General features: G+C 64.4%; 12 protein-coding genes. 2 read left to right on the forward strand and 10 right to left on the reverse strand.

Annotation, left to right across the window (positions count from 1 at the left end; genetic code table 11):
* Positions 1 to 35: 35 nt before the first annotated feature.
* From IF809_RS06035 to IF809_RS06060, 6 genes are all read right to left on the reverse strand, one after another.
* Positions 36 to 1,694: a hydantoinase B/oxoprolinase family protein gene (locus IF809_RS06035; RefSeq protein ID WP_462837084.1), complete on the reverse strand. Its 1,659-nt coding sequence runs from the start codon at positions 1,692 to 1,694 to the stop codon at positions 36 to 38.
* A 2-nt stretch (positions 1,695 to 1,696) separates the two neighbouring features.
* Positions 1,697 to 3,781, reverse strand: coding sequence for a hydantoinase/oxoprolinase family protein (locus IF809_RS06040; RefSeq protein ID WP_462837085.1), 2,085 nt, complete (start codon positions 3,779 to 3,781; stop codon positions 1,697 to 1,699).
* A gap of 141 nt (positions 3,782 to 3,922) precedes the next feature.
* Positions 3,923 to 4,729 (reverse strand): NAD-dependent protein deacetylase, encoded by an 807-nt coding sequence (locus IF809_RS06045; RefSeq protein ID WP_462837086.1) that lies wholly within the window; start codon positions 4,727 to 4,729, stop codon positions 3,923 to 3,925.
* 37 nt (positions 4,730 to 4,766) lie between these two features.
* A complete protein-coding gene (locus IF809_RS06050) occupies positions 4,767 to 5,897 on the reverse strand; it encodes a helix-turn-helix transcriptional regulator (protein WP_128964188.1) in 1,131 nt (376 codons plus the stop codon).
* Positions 5,898 to 6,088: 191 nt separating this feature from the next.
* Entirely contained in the window at positions 6,089 to 6,685 is a 597-nt protein-coding gene (locus tag IF809_RS06055) for a hypothetical protein (protein ID WP_462837134.1), read from the reverse strand.
* Positions 6,686 to 6,701: 16 nt separating this feature from the next.
* On the reverse strand, positions 6,702 to 7,205 hold the full coding sequence (locus IF809_RS06060) for a hypothetical protein (protein ID WP_462837087.1): 504 nt from the start codon (positions 7,203 to 7,205) through the stop codon (positions 6,702 to 6,704).
* A 472-nt stretch (positions 7,206 to 7,677) separates the two neighbouring features.
* Between IF809_RS06060 and IF809_RS06065 the strand changes: the two genes are divergently transcribed.
* Entirely contained in the window at positions 7,678 to 8,796 is a 1,119-nt protein-coding gene (locus tag IF809_RS06065; RefSeq protein WP_462837088.1) for a helix-turn-helix transcriptional regulator, read from the forward strand.
* A gap of 13 nt (positions 8,797 to 8,809) precedes the next feature.
* On the opposite strand, the gene IF809_RS06070 is transcribed toward IF809_RS06065, so the two are convergent.
* Entirely contained in the window at positions 8,810 to 9,646 is an 837-nt protein-coding gene (locus IF809_RS06070; RefSeq protein WP_462837089.1) for an SDR family oxidoreductase, read from the reverse strand.
* A 74-nt stretch (positions 9,647 to 9,720) separates the two neighbouring features.
* Positions 9,721 to 11,040, reverse strand: a complete 1,320-nt coding sequence (locus IF809_RS06075) for a solute carrier family 23 protein (RefSeq protein ID WP_462837090.1) — start codon at positions 11,038 to 11,040, stop codon at positions 9,721 to 9,723.
* A 124-nt stretch (positions 11,041 to 11,164) separates the two neighbouring features.
* Here IF809_RS06075 and IF809_RS06080 point away from each other — a divergent pair, with 124 nt between their 5' ends.
* Positions 11,165 to 12,487 (forward strand): dicarboxylate/amino acid:cation symporter, encoded by a 1,323-nt coding sequence (locus tag IF809_RS06080; RefSeq protein WP_128964183.1) that lies wholly within the window; start codon positions 11,165 to 11,167, stop codon positions 12,485 to 12,487.
* Between the two features lie 186 nt (positions 12,488 to 12,673).
* Here the strand turns inward: IF809_RS06080 and IF809_RS06085 are convergent, their stop codons facing one another.
* Both IF809_RS06085 and IF809_RS06090 read right to left on the reverse strand, forming a co-directional pair.
* A complete protein-coding gene (locus tag IF809_RS06085) occupies positions 12,674 to 13,414 on the reverse strand; it encodes an SDR family oxidoreductase (RefSeq protein WP_462837091.1) in 741 nt (246 codons plus the stop codon).
* A 99-nt stretch (positions 13,415 to 13,513) separates the two neighbouring features.
* Positions 13,514 to 15,118, reverse strand: a complete 1,605-nt coding sequence (locus IF809_RS06090; RefSeq protein ID WP_462837092.1) for an ABC-F family ATP-binding cassette domain-containing protein — start codon at positions 15,116 to 15,118, stop codon at positions 13,514 to 13,516.
* Positions 15,119 to 15,174 lie beyond the last annotated feature (56 nt).

Here is a 15,174-nt window from a genome sequence, read left to right on the forward strand (position 1 = left end):
CCCTCCGTCTTACCCAGCGTGCGACGCCTTATGCGTCACCGCGCATACCCATAAACCTTAACCGCATTCTCTGAAGACACGAGGCCGCTCGCGACGTCGTCGTTGACGGCGGCGCGATCCCGCTCCGTGGGGTTGCCGATGCCGGCGCCGCCGGGCGTCATCACCACCAGCCGGTCATCGGGCGGCACCTGCTGAAAGCCTTTGCCGCGCAGCTTCTTGCCGGATTTCAGGCCGACATAGCCGGCCTCTCCATTCCTGCCTCCATCGCGCCCGCGCGGCGGATGATCGATGCGGTCGAAGGCGGCGAGAATGTCGAACGGCGCATCGACGCCGCTGCCGACCTCGATGATCTGGCCGAGGCCGCCGCGGGTACGTCCCGCCCCGCCGGAATCGGGTCGCAGCTCCTTGCGCCAGAAGATCAGCGGGGTCTGCGTTTCCGCGATCTCGACCGGGGTGCCGCGCACGCCGCTGGGATAGGCGGTCGCCGACAGCCCATCCTTCGTAAAGCGCGCGCCGGTGCCGCCATTGGAGGTCACCGCCATCGAGAATCCGTAATTGCCTCCGACGCCGCTGCGGGTCTGGCCGCGCACGTTCAGATTCCACAGGCACGAGGTGCCTTCCGCGGGGACGCGCTCGGGAATGATCTGGCGCAGGCAGCCGAACACGACGTCGGGCAGCATCTGGCCGATGATGTGGCGCGAGGCGACCGGCGCGGGCATGGACGCATTGAGGATCGCGCCTGATGGCGCCGACACCGTCAGCGGCGAGAGCGAGCCCGCATTGTTCGGGATCTGCGAGGCGACGACGCAGCCGAGGCCGAACACGGTATAGGCCGTGGTGTAGGACAAGGGCACGTTGATGCCGAATTTCGAAGCGGCGGAGGTGCCCTCGAAATCGACGTGAATGCCATGCTCCGAGATCGTCAGCGTCGCCGCGAGCGTCACCGGCGCGTCGTAACCGTCGACCACCATGGTGTTACGCCAGCTGCCCTTCGGCAGCTTTGCGATCTCGGCCAGCACGGCCTCGCGCGAGCGGTCGCAGATGTAATCGCCGAGCTCGTCCAGCGTATCGATGCCGAATTCGGTCATCATCTCGACCAGACGTTCGCAGCCGACGTCGTTGCAGCCGGCGAGCGAATAGGTATCGCCCTCGGTGTCAATTGGGAGCCGTGTGTTGGTGCGGATCATCGCCATCAGCGTCTCGTTGACGACACCCTGGTCGATCAGCTTCAGCATGGGGATGTAGAGGCCCTCCATGAACACGTCGGTGGCATCAGGGCCGAAGCCGATGCCGCCGATGTCCATCAGATGGCTGGTGCAGGAGAACAACGCCACCGGCTTGCCGTCCTTGAAGCACGGCGTGGTCACGACGAAGTCGTTGAGATGGCCGGTACCCATCCAGGGATCATTGGTGATGTAGGCATCGCCTTGCTTCATCGTCTCGATCGGGAAATGCGCAATGAAGTGCTTGACCGATTCCGCCATCGAGTTGACGTGACCGGGCGTGCCGGTCACCGCCTGCGCCAGCATCCGGCCCTTGAGGTCGAACACGCCGGCCGAGAGGTCGCCGCATTCGCGCACGATCGGGCTGAACGCCGTGCGCAAGAGCACCTGCGCCTGCTCTTCGACTACGGCGATCAGCCGGTGCCACATGATCTGAAGATCGATCAGGCTCGCGCCGCTCGGCTTGCTCATGATCAGGCCGCCTTCCGTTCCATGACGATGCTGCCGGCACCGTCGATATGGGCGTCAAAACTGGTCGAGACGAAGGTGGAGGTCTCGTCCTCCGCGATCACGGCGGGGCCGGCAATGGTCGCGCCGGGCGCCATGTCCTCGCGCCGATAGAGCGGGATCTCGATCACTTCCCCTGCCCGTCCGTCGAAGAACTTGCGGCTGCCGGACGCTTTGCCCGCGGGCTTGCGCGCGACGGCAGCAACCGTCGGAGGATTGCGCGCCTCGGTGGTCGCGAGCACCGACCAGCTCAGCACTTCGATCGCTGCGCCCGGGATCGGACGTTCGAACATCGCGGAGTAATCCGCTTCGAATTTCTGGCGGAGACCTGCGAGATCAGCCGGGGTCAGCGGCCGGTTCGGCAACTCGACCGAGATCTCATGGCCCTGGCCGACATAGCGCATGAAGGCGGCGCGGCGCTCGCGCACCGGCGCACCGGCAGCGCCCGGCTCGACCAGCGCACGGGCCTCGGTCGCCATCTCCTGCAAGAGGTCCGAAATCGCTTCGGTGTCGAAATCGTCCAGCCGGACGTGACGACTGCGCACCAGCTCATAGGCGATGGGCGCCGCCAGGAATCCGACCGCCGAGCCGACGCCGGCATTCGACGGCACGATCACGCGGGAGACGCCGATCTTCTCGGCGACACGCGCCGCATGTAACGGCGCCGCGCCGCCGAAGGCAATCAGCGTGTGTTGGCCGACAATCTCGCCGCGCTCGACCGCATGCACGCGCGCCGCGCTCGCCATGTTCTCGCAGACGACCTCGTGCACAGCGTAGGCTGCCGTCTCGGCCGACAGGCCCAGGGGCTCGCCGACGCTCCGCAGCAGCGCCTGCTTCGAGAGCTCCGGATCGAGCTTGATCGTGCCACCCGCAAAGGCGCCGGGATCGATCATGCCCAGCGCAACGTCCGCATCCGTCACCGCCGGACGCTGGCCGCCGCGACCGTAGCAGGCAGGCCCGGGCTCCGACGAGGCGCTCTCGGGGCCGACGGTGACCCGCTTCATCGCGTCGACATGCGCGATCGAGCCGCCACCGGCGCCGATCTCGACCATCTCGATCACGGGAATACGTACGGGCAGGCCCGAGCCTTTCAGGAAGCGCGCCGCGCGATCGACCTCGAATACGCGCGAGGTCTCGGGCTGGAACTTTTCGATCAAACAGATCTTTGCGGTGGTGCCGCCCATGTCGAAGGAGAGCACCTTGCTCTCGCCGAGGCGCGCGGCGATCTGCGCCGAGAAGATCGCCCCGCCGGCAGGACCGGATTCGACGAGCCGCACCGGAAAGCGTCGCGCCGTCTCGATCGAGGTGACGCCGCCGCCTGATGTGACGAGATAGATCGCACCACGGAACTGTTCGACCTGCAAGGCATCCGCCATGCGCGCGAGATAGCCATCGATCAGCGGCTGGACATAAGCATTGGCGACGGCCGTGGACGTGCGCTCGTACTCGCGGATCTCCGGGCACACGGCTGACGACATGGTCACGGAGATCCCGGGCATTTCCTCAGCTATGATCGCCGCCGCGCGGCGCTCGTGTTCCGGGTTGGCGTAGGAGTGCAGGAAAGCGATCGCAACGCTCTCGACATTCAGCGCGCGCAATTTCGGCGCGAGTGCGCGCACCGCCGTTTCGTCGAGCGGGAGGCGAACGGCGCCATGCGCATCGACGCGTTCGGGCACGGTGAAGCGCAGGCTCCGCGGCGCCAGCGGCTTCGGCTTGTCTATCGTAAGATCATACTGGTCGTAACGGCTCTCGGTGCCGATATCGAGGACATCGCGAAAACCGTCGGTCGCGATCAGTGCAGTCTTGGCGCCGCGGCGCTCGATGATGGCGTTGGTCGCGAGCGTGGTGCCGTGAATGAAGACGTCGATATCGCTGACATGCGCGCGTGCATCGGTGAGAATGAGACGCATCCCATCCAGCACCGCCTGCTCCGGGCGCTGGGGCGTCGTCAGCACCTTGCGGGTTTTGCGCACCGTACCCACGTCCAGCACGATGTCGGTGAACGTGCCACCGATATCGACGGCAAGCCGCACCTCGGCTCCCTCAAGCATTCCAGAAATCTCCGTGCTGATCGTCAAGACTCAAGGCGAAAACGCAGCAATTTCCATGCCATCGAGCATGCTGAAATGCTGTGCCAAGCTATTCTGCGCGGCACCTATGCAATACGCAAGGCATGTTCGCCTGGCGTGAGATCAGAGCAGGAATGCAAGCGCTGCTTCGCAGCGCGCCTCGACCTTCAGCGTCAGAAGATCATCGGCGCGGGTGCGTCCGAGATTGACCGCGGCGATCGGAATGTTGCGCTGCGCCGCAGCCTGCACAAAGCGAAAGCCGGAATAGACCATCAGCGACGAGCCGACGATCAGCATAGCGTCGGCCTGCGATAGATGGTCTTGCGCAACAGCAACCACGTCGCGAGGGACGTTCTCGCCGAAAAACACAACGTCGGGTTTGAGGATGCCGCCGCAGGCTTCGCAGGCAGGCACCTTGAACGAGGAGAATTCCGCGTCCTCCAGATCGGCATCGCCGTCGGGCGCATCCGCAGCTTCGAGCGCGAGCCATTCGGGATTGGCGCGGCCAAGCACATCCTGGAATTCGCTCCGGGGCGCCTTCGCGCCGCAGCCCATGCAGCGGACCAGGTCGAGCCGCCCGTGCAGATCGATCACCTGACGGTGGCCCGCAGATTGATGCAAACGGTCGACATTCTGCGTCAGCAGCATCCCGCAGCGCCCGTCGGCCTCGAGCCGGGCGAGCGCGTGATGCGCATCGTTCGGCCGGGCCTGTCCGAACCGCCGCCAGCCGATCAGACTGCGCGCCCAATAGCGTTGGCGCGTCGGCTCCTCCGACATGAAGGCCTGGAAATTAACCGGCTGGGTCCGCTTCCAGTTGCCGTCCCTGTCGCGATAGTCGGGAATGCCTGAATTCGTGCTGACACCGGCGCCGGTCAGCACGAAGAGCTTTTCGTGCCGTTCGACGAAATCCTGGAGCAAATGGTTTGCCATGAGGCAGATGTAGTCCGCGCCGGCGCGTTTTTCCAGATCACTCCTGCGTCGGCGGCGCGAAGCCGGCGATCAGCTTGACCAGCTCGCTCTGCCGCGCGGTGCCGGTCTTGCGAAAGACGTTGTGAAGGTGCGTCTTCACAGTGGCCTGGGTCAAGCCGAGCAGATCGGCCAGGGCTTTCACCCCACTGACCTTCATGACCGCATCGACCAGGCGGATTTCGCTGGCGGTGAGTTTGTAGAGCTTTGCCAGCGCCTCCAGCGGCGGCGGGCTTGCCGGCGAGGTCCTGCGGACAAAGACGGCAGCCACCGCGGAATGCAGCGCTCCGGTACGCTGCCGGTCGCCCGAGGTCAGCGGCAGCACATTGGCGAACCAGCCGGCTTGCGAGGTCGCGAGCGGAATGGGTCCGCTACCGTCCGCTGCGGCGTTGCCGGTCTCGGCCGCGAGGCATGCCTCGCGCAACGCGCGCTGCGCATCGGGCGCAACGGCGAACAGCAGCCCGTTTCTTTCGGTGAACAGTGCGGCCTCGTCCAGCACCGTCCGCCCCGGCGCGTTGGCGAAGACGAGCCGCCCATTGGACCCGACCAGGAACACGGCAGCCGAGACGTGGTCGAGCGTCTGGGTCAGGACCGCCTGCGCGGTCTTGCTCTGATCGAACAGCCGCCCGATCGACACCGCGCGTTGGAAATGCGGCACGAGCAGCGCAAAGCGGCGGCGATCATCGGCATCGACAAGCCCGTCATTCCCATGCATCCGGACACTGACGATCGATGAATTGGTCGCTCCCTTTTCCAGATTCGATCCGAGCGCATCGACCATGCCCTGCGGTTTCATCCACTCTTCATAAAAGCGCGTCTGCGCCATTTCCTCGAATGGGACGAAATCGCTGGATGCATAGACGAGACCGGCCTCGCAGAACGTTGCGGCCGGAAAGCACGGATTCAAGGCAAGGTACTTTTCAAGATAGAGTTTTGTGTATTCGGGTCCTTCATTGAAGAGATGCAACACCGCGGTCTGCTCGGTCGCCGCATCGTGCCAGAACAAGGCGCCGGAGGAGCCGCCGACGAACAGGCAGGCTTGCTCCAGGGCACGTGGCCAAAGGGTGGGATCGAGCGCGGCGTCGTAAACGAGAGCAATCAGCTGCGAAAGCAAGGCGGCTTCAGACGTCACAATCAACTCTTCATCATCTTGAATGGTATGCAGGCATGGATGAATTCAGTAACATTCTACCACAAGATTGATGACGTCTGCAAAACATCTTGCACGCGAATTTTGAGAAGCAGGCCGCAGGACGAAGCAGCAGGCGATCTCCAATGTGCGAAGGCCGTAGCTCGGCGATCGTCGCAATGAAGACGCATCGGCTATTTCGCAGGCACGGCCGGCTTCGGCGCCGCGACCTGCTTCTGCGAGACCACGGCCTTGGCGGGCGGAGGCTCCGGAGCAGACGGAGCCACCGGCGCGGACTGGCCGACCGACAGCGACACACCGAACACGCGCCACTGCCCTTCGACCGGCGCAAACAGCAGTTCGAAATTCACCTGGGAGGGCACCGACGGAAAAAATCCTGCCATGTGCAGCAGCCCATTCGGCTCGATCTGCGGCAGCAGCGACAATTGCGGATCGATGACCGCCACGCCGGAGAGATCCAGCTTCTCGCCGCGCTGCTTGGCGAAGATCTCCGCGAGCTTCGCCGCGGTGTTGACTTGGAATCCGGGTGCGCCGAGGTCGCGCAGCACAGTGTAGTTCCCGGTCCTGTTGGCATGGTCGAGTGCGAGCAGGGTCGAGCGGACCAGCATCAGCACGCCGTTACGATCGCTATTGGCCGGCTTGGCTGCCTGCTGCTGGGGCGCCTGATGCGACTGCGGTGGGGTCTGCTGCGCAGATGTCGTCACCGCGCCAAAAATCAGGAGCGCGACGACGAGGAGAACCAGTCCTGCACCCAGCCAGCGCAGTCCGATGGTAAGCACGTTCTTCCTACCACTGGATCGAAACGGCGCCGCGGCCGCCTGCAAAGCTGCGTTCGAGCCCGACGCCGCCGCCGGCATTGGCGACGACCGCGTAGCTCTTGCCGTCATAGACCAGCGCTGTCGCGCCAAGCGCGAAGGCATTGGCGCCCTCGAGGGCACCGCTTATGCTGTTTGCGATACTGCCGCCGCCCATCGCGGTGCTGCCGACACCCGCTGCGTTGCTGAGGACTCCGGTCGCCGTGCTGGAGTCGCCAATGGCCTTGGATTCGGAGCCTGTCGCCGTGGTGTAATCCCCTGTTGCTTGGCTCAATGAACCGAGCGCCGTGGCCACTCGACCGTCCGCCTCGCTTTGAAAGCCGATCGCCGTGCCACCGTTGCCAGCCGCCGAGCTGAGACCACCACAAGCGAGCGCGAAAGAACCTGTCGCCGAACCAAGAGCCGTGCCCGTCCCGGCCTGGCCGCACACCGTCTGGGCGATGACCGGCGCTGGATCAAGCGCCATGCCGAACATTGCAAGTGCCGCGGCGACTGCGACCGATCTGACTAAAGGAAGCATCTTAGACCCCGCGAGTTCCGGAATGACGGCCGATCCTGGCCGATCGGCCCGGATACGAGAGACCCCGAATGTGGATCAAGGCGACAAGGCGGACATCAACCGTTCGGTTGAAGTTCGGCGGGGGGTGGCGGTGGAATGTTACTTTTTGCAGACTGTTGCTGAACGGCATCGGAACGCAGTGAAAGAATAGCGGCGACGCCCACCAAACAACATTCAATCTGTCACAATGCCCCCAGAAGCGGCAGGAGCGGCCCACCGACAATCCGGTCCTCACGATCTCGCCGTCTTGAACTTCGAAAATGTTCTGCAATATTTGGCGCAACTATCAGCGGCTGCAGTTTCGTTGCTGCAGCCAGGCGCAAATGCCGAGACGATCGGGAATGCACGTTCGATACAGGTTGGGTTCGTCGTGACGTCCGAGGGGTCAATGCTCTCTGGGCTGATCGGCGACATCTACGACGCCGCCCTCCATCCTAGCTTGTGGCTGCGGGCGCTGGAACGCTCCTGCGATTTCGTCGGCGGTTCTTCGGCCGTGCTGTATTGGCACGACGTCGCCAGCGAAAGCTCTGCGGCGCTGCATTTGTTCAACGACGACCCACATTACACGCAGCTCTATTTCGAGAAATACATGCCGATGAATCCGGTATTCCCGGCGGCGACCTTCATCGAATCCGGATTGATCTACACGCCGACCGACATCGTTCCCGAGGCGGAGCTGGTCGAGACACGCTTTCACCGGGAATGGGTGGAACCGCAAGGAATTACCGACGTGGTCTGTGTCAACCTGGAAAAGGGCACAACGAGCTCGTCGGTGCTCAACATCCGGCGCGACCACACGCACGGAATTGTCGACGAGGCGGCGAGACAGCGGGCGGCGCTGATCGTGCCGCATTTTCAGCGCGCGGTTGCAATCGGCCGGCTGTTCGATCAGCGCAAGACGGCGCAGGCGGTCCTCACCGAAACGCTCGACAACGTCGAGGCCGCCATCTTCCTGCTGGGGCCGAACGGCCGGCTCGTCTTCGTGAATGAACTGGCGCGCAGCATGCTCGACGAAGGCACGCTGCTGCAAGAGCGGCGAGGCGCGCTGGCGGCCGTCGCGCCCGATGCGCAGCGCATGCTTCGCGATCTCGTGACGGCGGCCGAGAACGGCGACCTGACGGCGCGAGGGCATGGCGCTGCAATTCCGCTCTCTGATGCACCCGCCCGCCGCTGGTTCGCCCATGTCCTCTCGCTGACGGCGGGCGACCGCCAACGGGCCGGCGCGGTGCATTCGGCGGTCTCGGCGGTGTTCGTTCACAGGACATCGCCGGTCAGCCCGCCGCCGCTGGAAACGCTGGCAAAGCAATACGGCCTCACGGCCGGCGAGATCCGCGTGCTCGACGGCATCATGAAGGTCAGCGGCGTGCAGGCTCTGGCCGATCTGCTGGGCCTGTCTCAGGCGACAGTGAAAACCCACCTGCACAACCTCTTCCGCAAAACCGGGACTGCACGCCAGAGCGAGCTGGTGAAACTGATCGCCGGCTTCGAACGGCCGACGGCCGGTTGATCGGCGCGGGCCTTTAGCTCGCCCAGTTCTCGCGAAACTCCGGAAAGAGCGTCAATCCTCCACAGGCGTAGATGGTCTGCCCGGTAATGTAGCTGGCATCATCGGAGGCGAGGAAGGCGAACACGGCTGCGATCTCTTCCGGCGTGCCGACGCGCCCGAGCGGAATATGGCTGGTGACGGTGTCCCGCTTCCTGGCATCGCCGGTCCAGGCCGCGTTGATCGGCGTATCGATTGCGCCGGGACCGACCGCATTGACGCGAATGCCGCGGCCGGCAAATTCCAGCGCCAGCGTGCGGGTCAGATTGGCCATGCCGCCCTTGCTGATGGAATAAGCGAGATAGCCCGGCTTCGGGATGATCTGGTGGACGCTGGAGCAGTTGATGATACTGCCGCCTCCGCCGCGGGTGACGAAGTGCGCGAGCGCCTTCTGCGCACACAGCACGGCGCCGTTGAGGTTGACGTCGATGATGCGGCGATAGGTTTCGATGTCGAGCGTCTCGCTCGCCGATTCCCGCTGGAAGCCGGCATTGTTGACCAGACAATCGAGGCGCTTCCAGCGCGCCAGGATGGTCTCGAACATCGCAGCGACTTCCTGCTCGTCGCTGACATCGGCCTTGACGATGACATGATCGAGCTTGCCGTGACCGCGATCGCTCGATCCCGTCCTCGCGAGTGCCAGCGTCTCCTCCGCCTTGCCGGGATGATCGACATAATTGATGGCGACGGTCGCGCCTTCCTGAGCGAGCCTGACGGCAACGGCGCGGCCGATGCCCTGGGAGGCACCGGTCACCAGCGCATGGCGGCCGACGAGGCGCGAAGGAAAGGTGGTCGAGAGATCGGTCTGTGGCATAGGGTTTCTCCGGGGATGCTTCATCATGGATGGAACCGATGTTTTGTTCCATCCCGCTGGTGCATCGCCGGGATTCATTCCGCGCGTCGTGCGATCGGTGAGGTCAGGATCTGATAGAGGATGATGGCGCCGAAGGTCGCAGTGCCAATCCCGCCGATCGTGAACGCGCCGAATTTGAGCGTGAGATCGCCCGCCCCAGCAGTCAGCGCCACCGCGACGGTGATCAGGTTGGCGGGATCGGCGAAGTCGACCTTGTTCTCGACCCAGATCCGGCCGGCCATCGCCGCGATCAAGCCGAACAGCACGATCGAAAGGCCGCCGATGACCGGACCCGGGATCGACAGGATCAGCGCGCCGAATTTCGGCGAGAATCCGAGCAGGATCGAGACCGTGGCAGCGAAGGCGAACAGCAAGGTCGAATAGACCTTGGTCGCCGCCATGACACCGATGTTCTCGGCATAGGTGGTGACGCCGGTGCCGCCGCCGCAGGCAGCCACGATCGTCGCGAGGCTGTCGGCGAACAAGGCGCGGCCGAGATAGGCATCGAGGCTTCGGCCGGTCATGGCGCCGACGGCCTTGATGTGACCGAGGTTCTCGGCGACGAGGATGACCGCGACCGGCGCGATCAGAAAGATCGCGTCGGCACGAAAGGTCGGCGTCATGAAATTCGGCAAGCCGAACCAAGGCGCGGCCGAAAGCTGCGCGAAATCGATCGGCTTGCCGAAGCCGAGGCCGTTCGCAAACAGCAGATACAACAGATATCCACCGATCGCGCCGAGAATGATCGGCAGCCGGCGCCACAGGCCGGGCGCGGCGACGGCGACAACGCCGATGATGAGGACGGTCGCAAGCCCGATCCAGGTGTCGAATCCGTTCGCGCTCACGGCCTTGACCGCCACGGGCGCGAGGTTGAGCCCGATCGCGGCGACCACGGCGCCGGTGACTACAGGCGGCAGCAGCCGCTCGACCCAGCCGACGCCCGACCACATCACGATCAACGCGATCACGCCATAGAGCACGCCGGCCCCGACGATGCCGCCGAGCGCAACCGAGATGTTCGGGTTCGGCCCATGCCCTGCATAGCCGGTGGCAGCGAGGACGACGGCGATGAAGGCGAAGCTCGAGCCGAGATAGCTCGGCACGCGCCCTGCGACGATGACGAAGAAGATCAGCGTGCCGATGCCGGAGAACAGGACGGCGACATTGGGATCAAACCCCATCAGCAGCGGCGCGATGATCGTCGAGCCCGACATGGCGACGCAATGCTGAAGACCGGAGACGATGGTCTGGCCCAATGGCAATCGTTCCTCCGGCATGATCACGCCCGAGGTCTTGAGCTTCCAACGCGGAAAATAGCTATTCGCCTGCTCGCCGGCGCCCGTCCCGTTCGACATGTTCCCCCCATTGCAGTGCAGCGATTGATCTTCGCGCGAACAGACAAAACGTGATTGTTGCTTACGCGGCCGTCATCACATGATGTAAATCACGCAAGCTCAAACGCATTTCGAGACTCACTTTATGACACAGATCGCGATCCAACCAGCCCGGCGGCACCAGCGCTGGTACAAGATCCTCTACGTCCAGGTACTGATCGCGATCGCGCTCGGCGTGCTGATCGGCTATTTCTATCCGGATCTCGGCAAGGCGCTGAAGCCGCTCGGCGACGGTTTCATCGCGCTGATCAAGATGATGATCGCGCCGGTGATCTTCTGCACCGTGGTGCACGGCATCTCCTCGATGGGCGACCTCAAGCGCGTCGGCCGGGTCGGGCTGAAGTCGCTGATCTATTTCGAGACGGTCTCGACCGTTGCGCTGGCGGTCGGCCTTCTAGTTGGCGAGATTCTGCAGCCCGGGAACGGGTTCAACATCGACCCTGCCACGATCGATCCGAAGTCGGTGGCGACCTATGTCACGAAGGCCAAGGAGGACGGCATCGTCGCCCATCTGATGGGGATCATCCCCGACAGCTATTTTGGTGCGATTGCACGCGGCGACCTGCTCCAGGTGCTCCTGGTCTCGATGCTCTCCGGCTTCGCGATCGCCTTCCTCGGCAAGGCCGGGGAACCGATCGCGGAGGCGGTCGACAAGGCCGCGAAGATGTTCTTCGGCATCATCCGCATCATCGTTCGCGTGGCGCCGATCGGGGCATTCGGTGCGATGGCCTTCACCGTCGGCGCCTACGGACTCGGCTCGCTGCTCAACCTCGCCGCCCTGATCGGCACGTTCTATCTCACCAGCATCCTGTTCGTGCTGATCGTGCTGGGTGCGATCGCGCGGCTGGCCGGCTTCTCGATTCTGCGCTTCATCGCCTACATCAAGGACGAGCTTCTGATCGTGCTCGGCACCTCCTCCTCAGAGACGGTGCTGCCGCAGATGATTCAGAAGATGGAGCATCTCGGCGCCTCGCGTTCGGTGGTCGGCCTCGTGGTCCCCACCGGCTACAGCTTCAACCTCGACGGCACCAACATCTACATGACGCTGGCGACGCTGTTCCTGGCGCAGGCGACCAACACGCACCTCACCATCTGGCAGGAGCTCGGCATTTTGGGCATCGCCATGATCACCTCGAAGGGCGCCTCCGGCGTCACCGGCGCCGGCTTCATAACGCTGGCCGCGACGCTCTCGATCGTGCCTGATATTCCGATCCAGTCGATCGCGATCCTGGTCGGCATCGACAAGTTCATGAGCGAATGCCGTGCGCTGACGAATCTCGTTGGCAACGGCGTCGCCTGCATCGTCATCAGCATCTCGGAAGGCGAGCTCGACCGCGAGGCGCTGCACGCGACCATGGCGCATCCGCTGGAGATCGGCGAAGCGCTGGAACCCGGCGGCAGCGCCTGAAGGCGGGGCGCGCAAACAGGCGCAGCCCGGTTCCAACGCGGTAGTTTCCCGGAGTGGCCAATTGGCGCGGCACGCGTCACAACACCAGCGTTGGGATCACCGATTGATACTCATTCATTCCACCCGACGCGCTGGGGGCAGAGCGTCGGGTTTTGTAGAATTGTCACCATGGCCTGCGGAGCGGGATCAAATGATCCCGCCATTGGCGCGCAGCACCTGACCATTGATCCAGCCACCGTCGGGGCCTGCAAGGAACGCAACCGCGGCGGCGACGTCCTCGGGCTGGCCAAGCCGTTCCAGCGGCGCGAGCCTGGCGAGGTGATCGACCAGCTCCTGCGACTTGCCGTCAAGAAAGAGCTTCGTTGCAGTTGGCCCGGGCGCGATCGCGTTCACGGTGATGTTGCGGCCGCGCAGTTCCTTGGCAAGCACATGCGTCAGCGCCTCGACGGCTGCCTTGGTGGCGGCATAGATGCCGTAGGTCGGAGACAGGATGCCGGCCTGGCTCGACGACAGATTGACGATGCGCCCGCCGTTGCGCAACCGACGCGCCGCCTCGCGCAGCGTGTTGAAGGTGCCTTTCAGATTGATCGCGATCTGGCTGTCGAAGGCAGCATCGTCGGCGTCCGCAATCGCGGCGAGCCGCATGACACCGGCATTGTTGACGAGCACGTCGATGCCTCCGAGCGCACTCTCCGCTGCGTCGAACATCCGAGACACCGCGGCCACATCGCTGACATCGGCCTGCGCCGTGATGGCCCGGCCGCCGGCCTGCGCGATCTTTCCGGCAAGCGCTTCTGCCTCAGCCGCGCTGCCGGCATAGTTGATGACGACGGCAAAGCCGTCGGCGGCGAGCCGTCCGGCGATCGCCGCGCCAATGCCGCGTGAGCCCCCGGTGACAATGGCGACTTTCTTGCTTGCGTTGGACATCTGCTTCTCCGTGAGTCCCGACCGCTATCTGCGGCTGGCACGGACGGATTTGCCCCTTTTCCCGAGAGAGATAATCAGCCGCCGGCCGGCATCATTGTTCTACGGGGTCGAACAATCGGCCTGACCGCCGAGATCCAGCCGGCGCGTGATTCCAATGGCCTCCAGGAAGGCTTCGTCATGACTGACGACGAGCAGCGCGCCGTCATAAGCCCGCAGCCCCGCTTCGACCGCTTCGATGGACTCCAAATCCAGATGATTGGTGGGCTCGTCCAGGATCAGCAACGATGGCGGGATCGATCCGCCCAGCACGCAGGCGAGTCCCGCCCGGAACAGCTGTCCGCCGCTCAGGCCGCCGACTACTTGCAGGGCGGCGTCGGCGCGAAACATGAAGCGCGCCAGGGCGGCGTGGCATTCATTCACGCCTGCTCTCGGATTGAGGCGCCTGAAGTTGTCGAGGATCGAGACCGCGGGATCGAGCAGGCTGACCTTTTGGTCAAACAGCGCGAAGTCGGGCCTGACCCTCACGACGCCCGACACGGGGCGCAGTTCACCCGCGATCAGCTTCAATAGCGTCGTCTTGCCGGAGCCATTGGGCCCGACAATTGCGACGCGCTCCGGTCCGACGATGGCGAGTGAGAGATCGCGCAGGACCGGCCGCTCCGGGTGATACCCGCCATTGACGCGATCAAGCCAAACGACCTCCCGCCCTGCCGGCAACTGCGTCGAGGGCAGCTTCACGGACAGCGGCTGAAGAATCTCGATCCGCCGGCGCGCCGCGTCGACCGCATCGAGCGCCTCCACGCGCCGCCTCTCGGTGATCTGCGCAGTCTTGCCGCCACTGTCCTCGCTTCGATCCCGACGCGTGCCTGCCAGAATCCGCGGTATGTCGCCTTTGGCGCGCTTCTTCTTGCCGCCGCTGTCCTTGCGCGCTTTCCGCTCGGCCACCTCCTGCGCCTTATCGTCGATCTCGGACAGATGCTTTTCGGCGTGCGCGAGGTCGTGCCTGACGGCGGCGAGTTCGATCGCCTTCTGCGCGCGATAGCTGCTCCAATTGCCGCCATAGCGCGTCGCGCCGAGCGAGGTCAGCTCGACGATCGCGTCCATGGTCTCAAGCAGGGCTCGATCGTGGCTGACGACGATCGCGCCGCCTCGCCAGGCGGCCAGGAGCTCGATTACGGCCTTGCGCCCGTCACGATCGAGATTGTTGGTCGGTTCGTCCAGCAGCAGGAAGTCCGGCTCGCCGAAGAGCAGCGCGGCGAGACGAACACGCGTGACCTGCCCGCCGGACAAGCGGTCCAATTCCGTGTCTGTCGCGATATCAAAGCCGACGCGGCCAAGCGCTTTTGCGAGCCGCGCCTCGAGGGTCCAGTCGACCTCACTGAGCTCCTCGGCCGAAGCATCGCCGCGCTCGGCCTGGTGGAGCAGGTCCAGCGCAGCGCCCGCGCCGAAGAGGTCGACGACCCTCAGGCCAGCACGAAGCTGGGCGTCCTGGCGCAGAAGCCCGACGGTGCCGTTGACAACAACGCGTCCCGACTGCGGAACCTGCTCGCCCGTGATCGCGGCGAGCAACGTCGTCTTGCCGACGCCATTGCGGCCGACGAGGCCGGCACGCTCTGTGCCGAAGGTCAGATCAAGGTTGGAGAGAAGCGAGCGACCGTCAGGCGTGGACAGCGACAGGCGCGACAGGATGATTGAAGCAGGCATGGAATCCCCCGTGAGCAAAGCGGATGAGCATTGCGGTCGGGGTAAAATCCATGGCT

The sequence above is a fragment of the Bradyrhizobium sp. UFLA06-24 genome (assembly GCF_054967145.1).

What these genes read in the sequence shown, in the direction of transcription:
- IF809_RS06035 (WP_462837084.1), bottom strand. Translation starts at nt 1,694, where the DNA reads ATGAGCAAGCCGAGCGGCGCGAGCCTGATCGATCTTCAGATCATGTGG.
- IF809_RS06040 (WP_462837085.1), bottom strand. Translation starts at nt 3,781, where the DNA reads ATGCTTGAGGGAGCCGAGGTGCGGCTTGCCGTCGATATCGGTGGCACG.
- IF809_RS06045 (WP_462837086.1), bottom strand. Translation starts at nt 4,729, where the DNA reads ATGGCAAACCATTTGCTCCAGGATTTCGTCGAACGGCACGAAAAGCTC.
- IF809_RS06060 (WP_462837087.1), bottom strand. Translation starts at nt 7,205, where the DNA reads ATGTTCGGCATGGCGCTTGATCCAGCGCCGGTCATCGCCCAGACGGTG.
- IF809_RS06065 (WP_462837088.1), top strand. Translation starts at nt 7,678, where the DNA reads ATGCTCTCTGGGCTGATCGGCGACATCTACGACGCCGCCCTCCATCCT.
- IF809_RS06070 (WP_462837089.1), bottom strand. Translation starts at nt 9,646, where the DNA reads ATGCCACAGACCGATCTCTCGACCACCTTTCCTTCGCGCCTCGTCGGC.
- IF809_RS06075 (WP_462837090.1), bottom strand. Translation starts at nt 11,040, where the DNA reads ATGTCGAACGGGACGGGCGCCGGCGAGCAGGCGAATAGCTATTTTCCG.
- IF809_RS06080 (WP_128964183.1), top strand. Translation starts at nt 11,165, where the DNA reads ATGACACAGATCGCGATCCAACCAGCCCGGCGGCACCAGCGCTGGTAC.
- IF809_RS06085 (WP_462837091.1), bottom strand. Translation starts at nt 13,414, where the DNA reads ATGTCCAACGCAAGCAAGAAAGTCGCCATTGTCACCGGGGGCTCACGC.
- IF809_RS06090 (WP_462837092.1), bottom strand. Translation starts at nt 15,118, where the DNA reads ATGCCTGCTTCAATCATCCTGTCGCGCCTGTCGCTGTCCACGCCTGAC.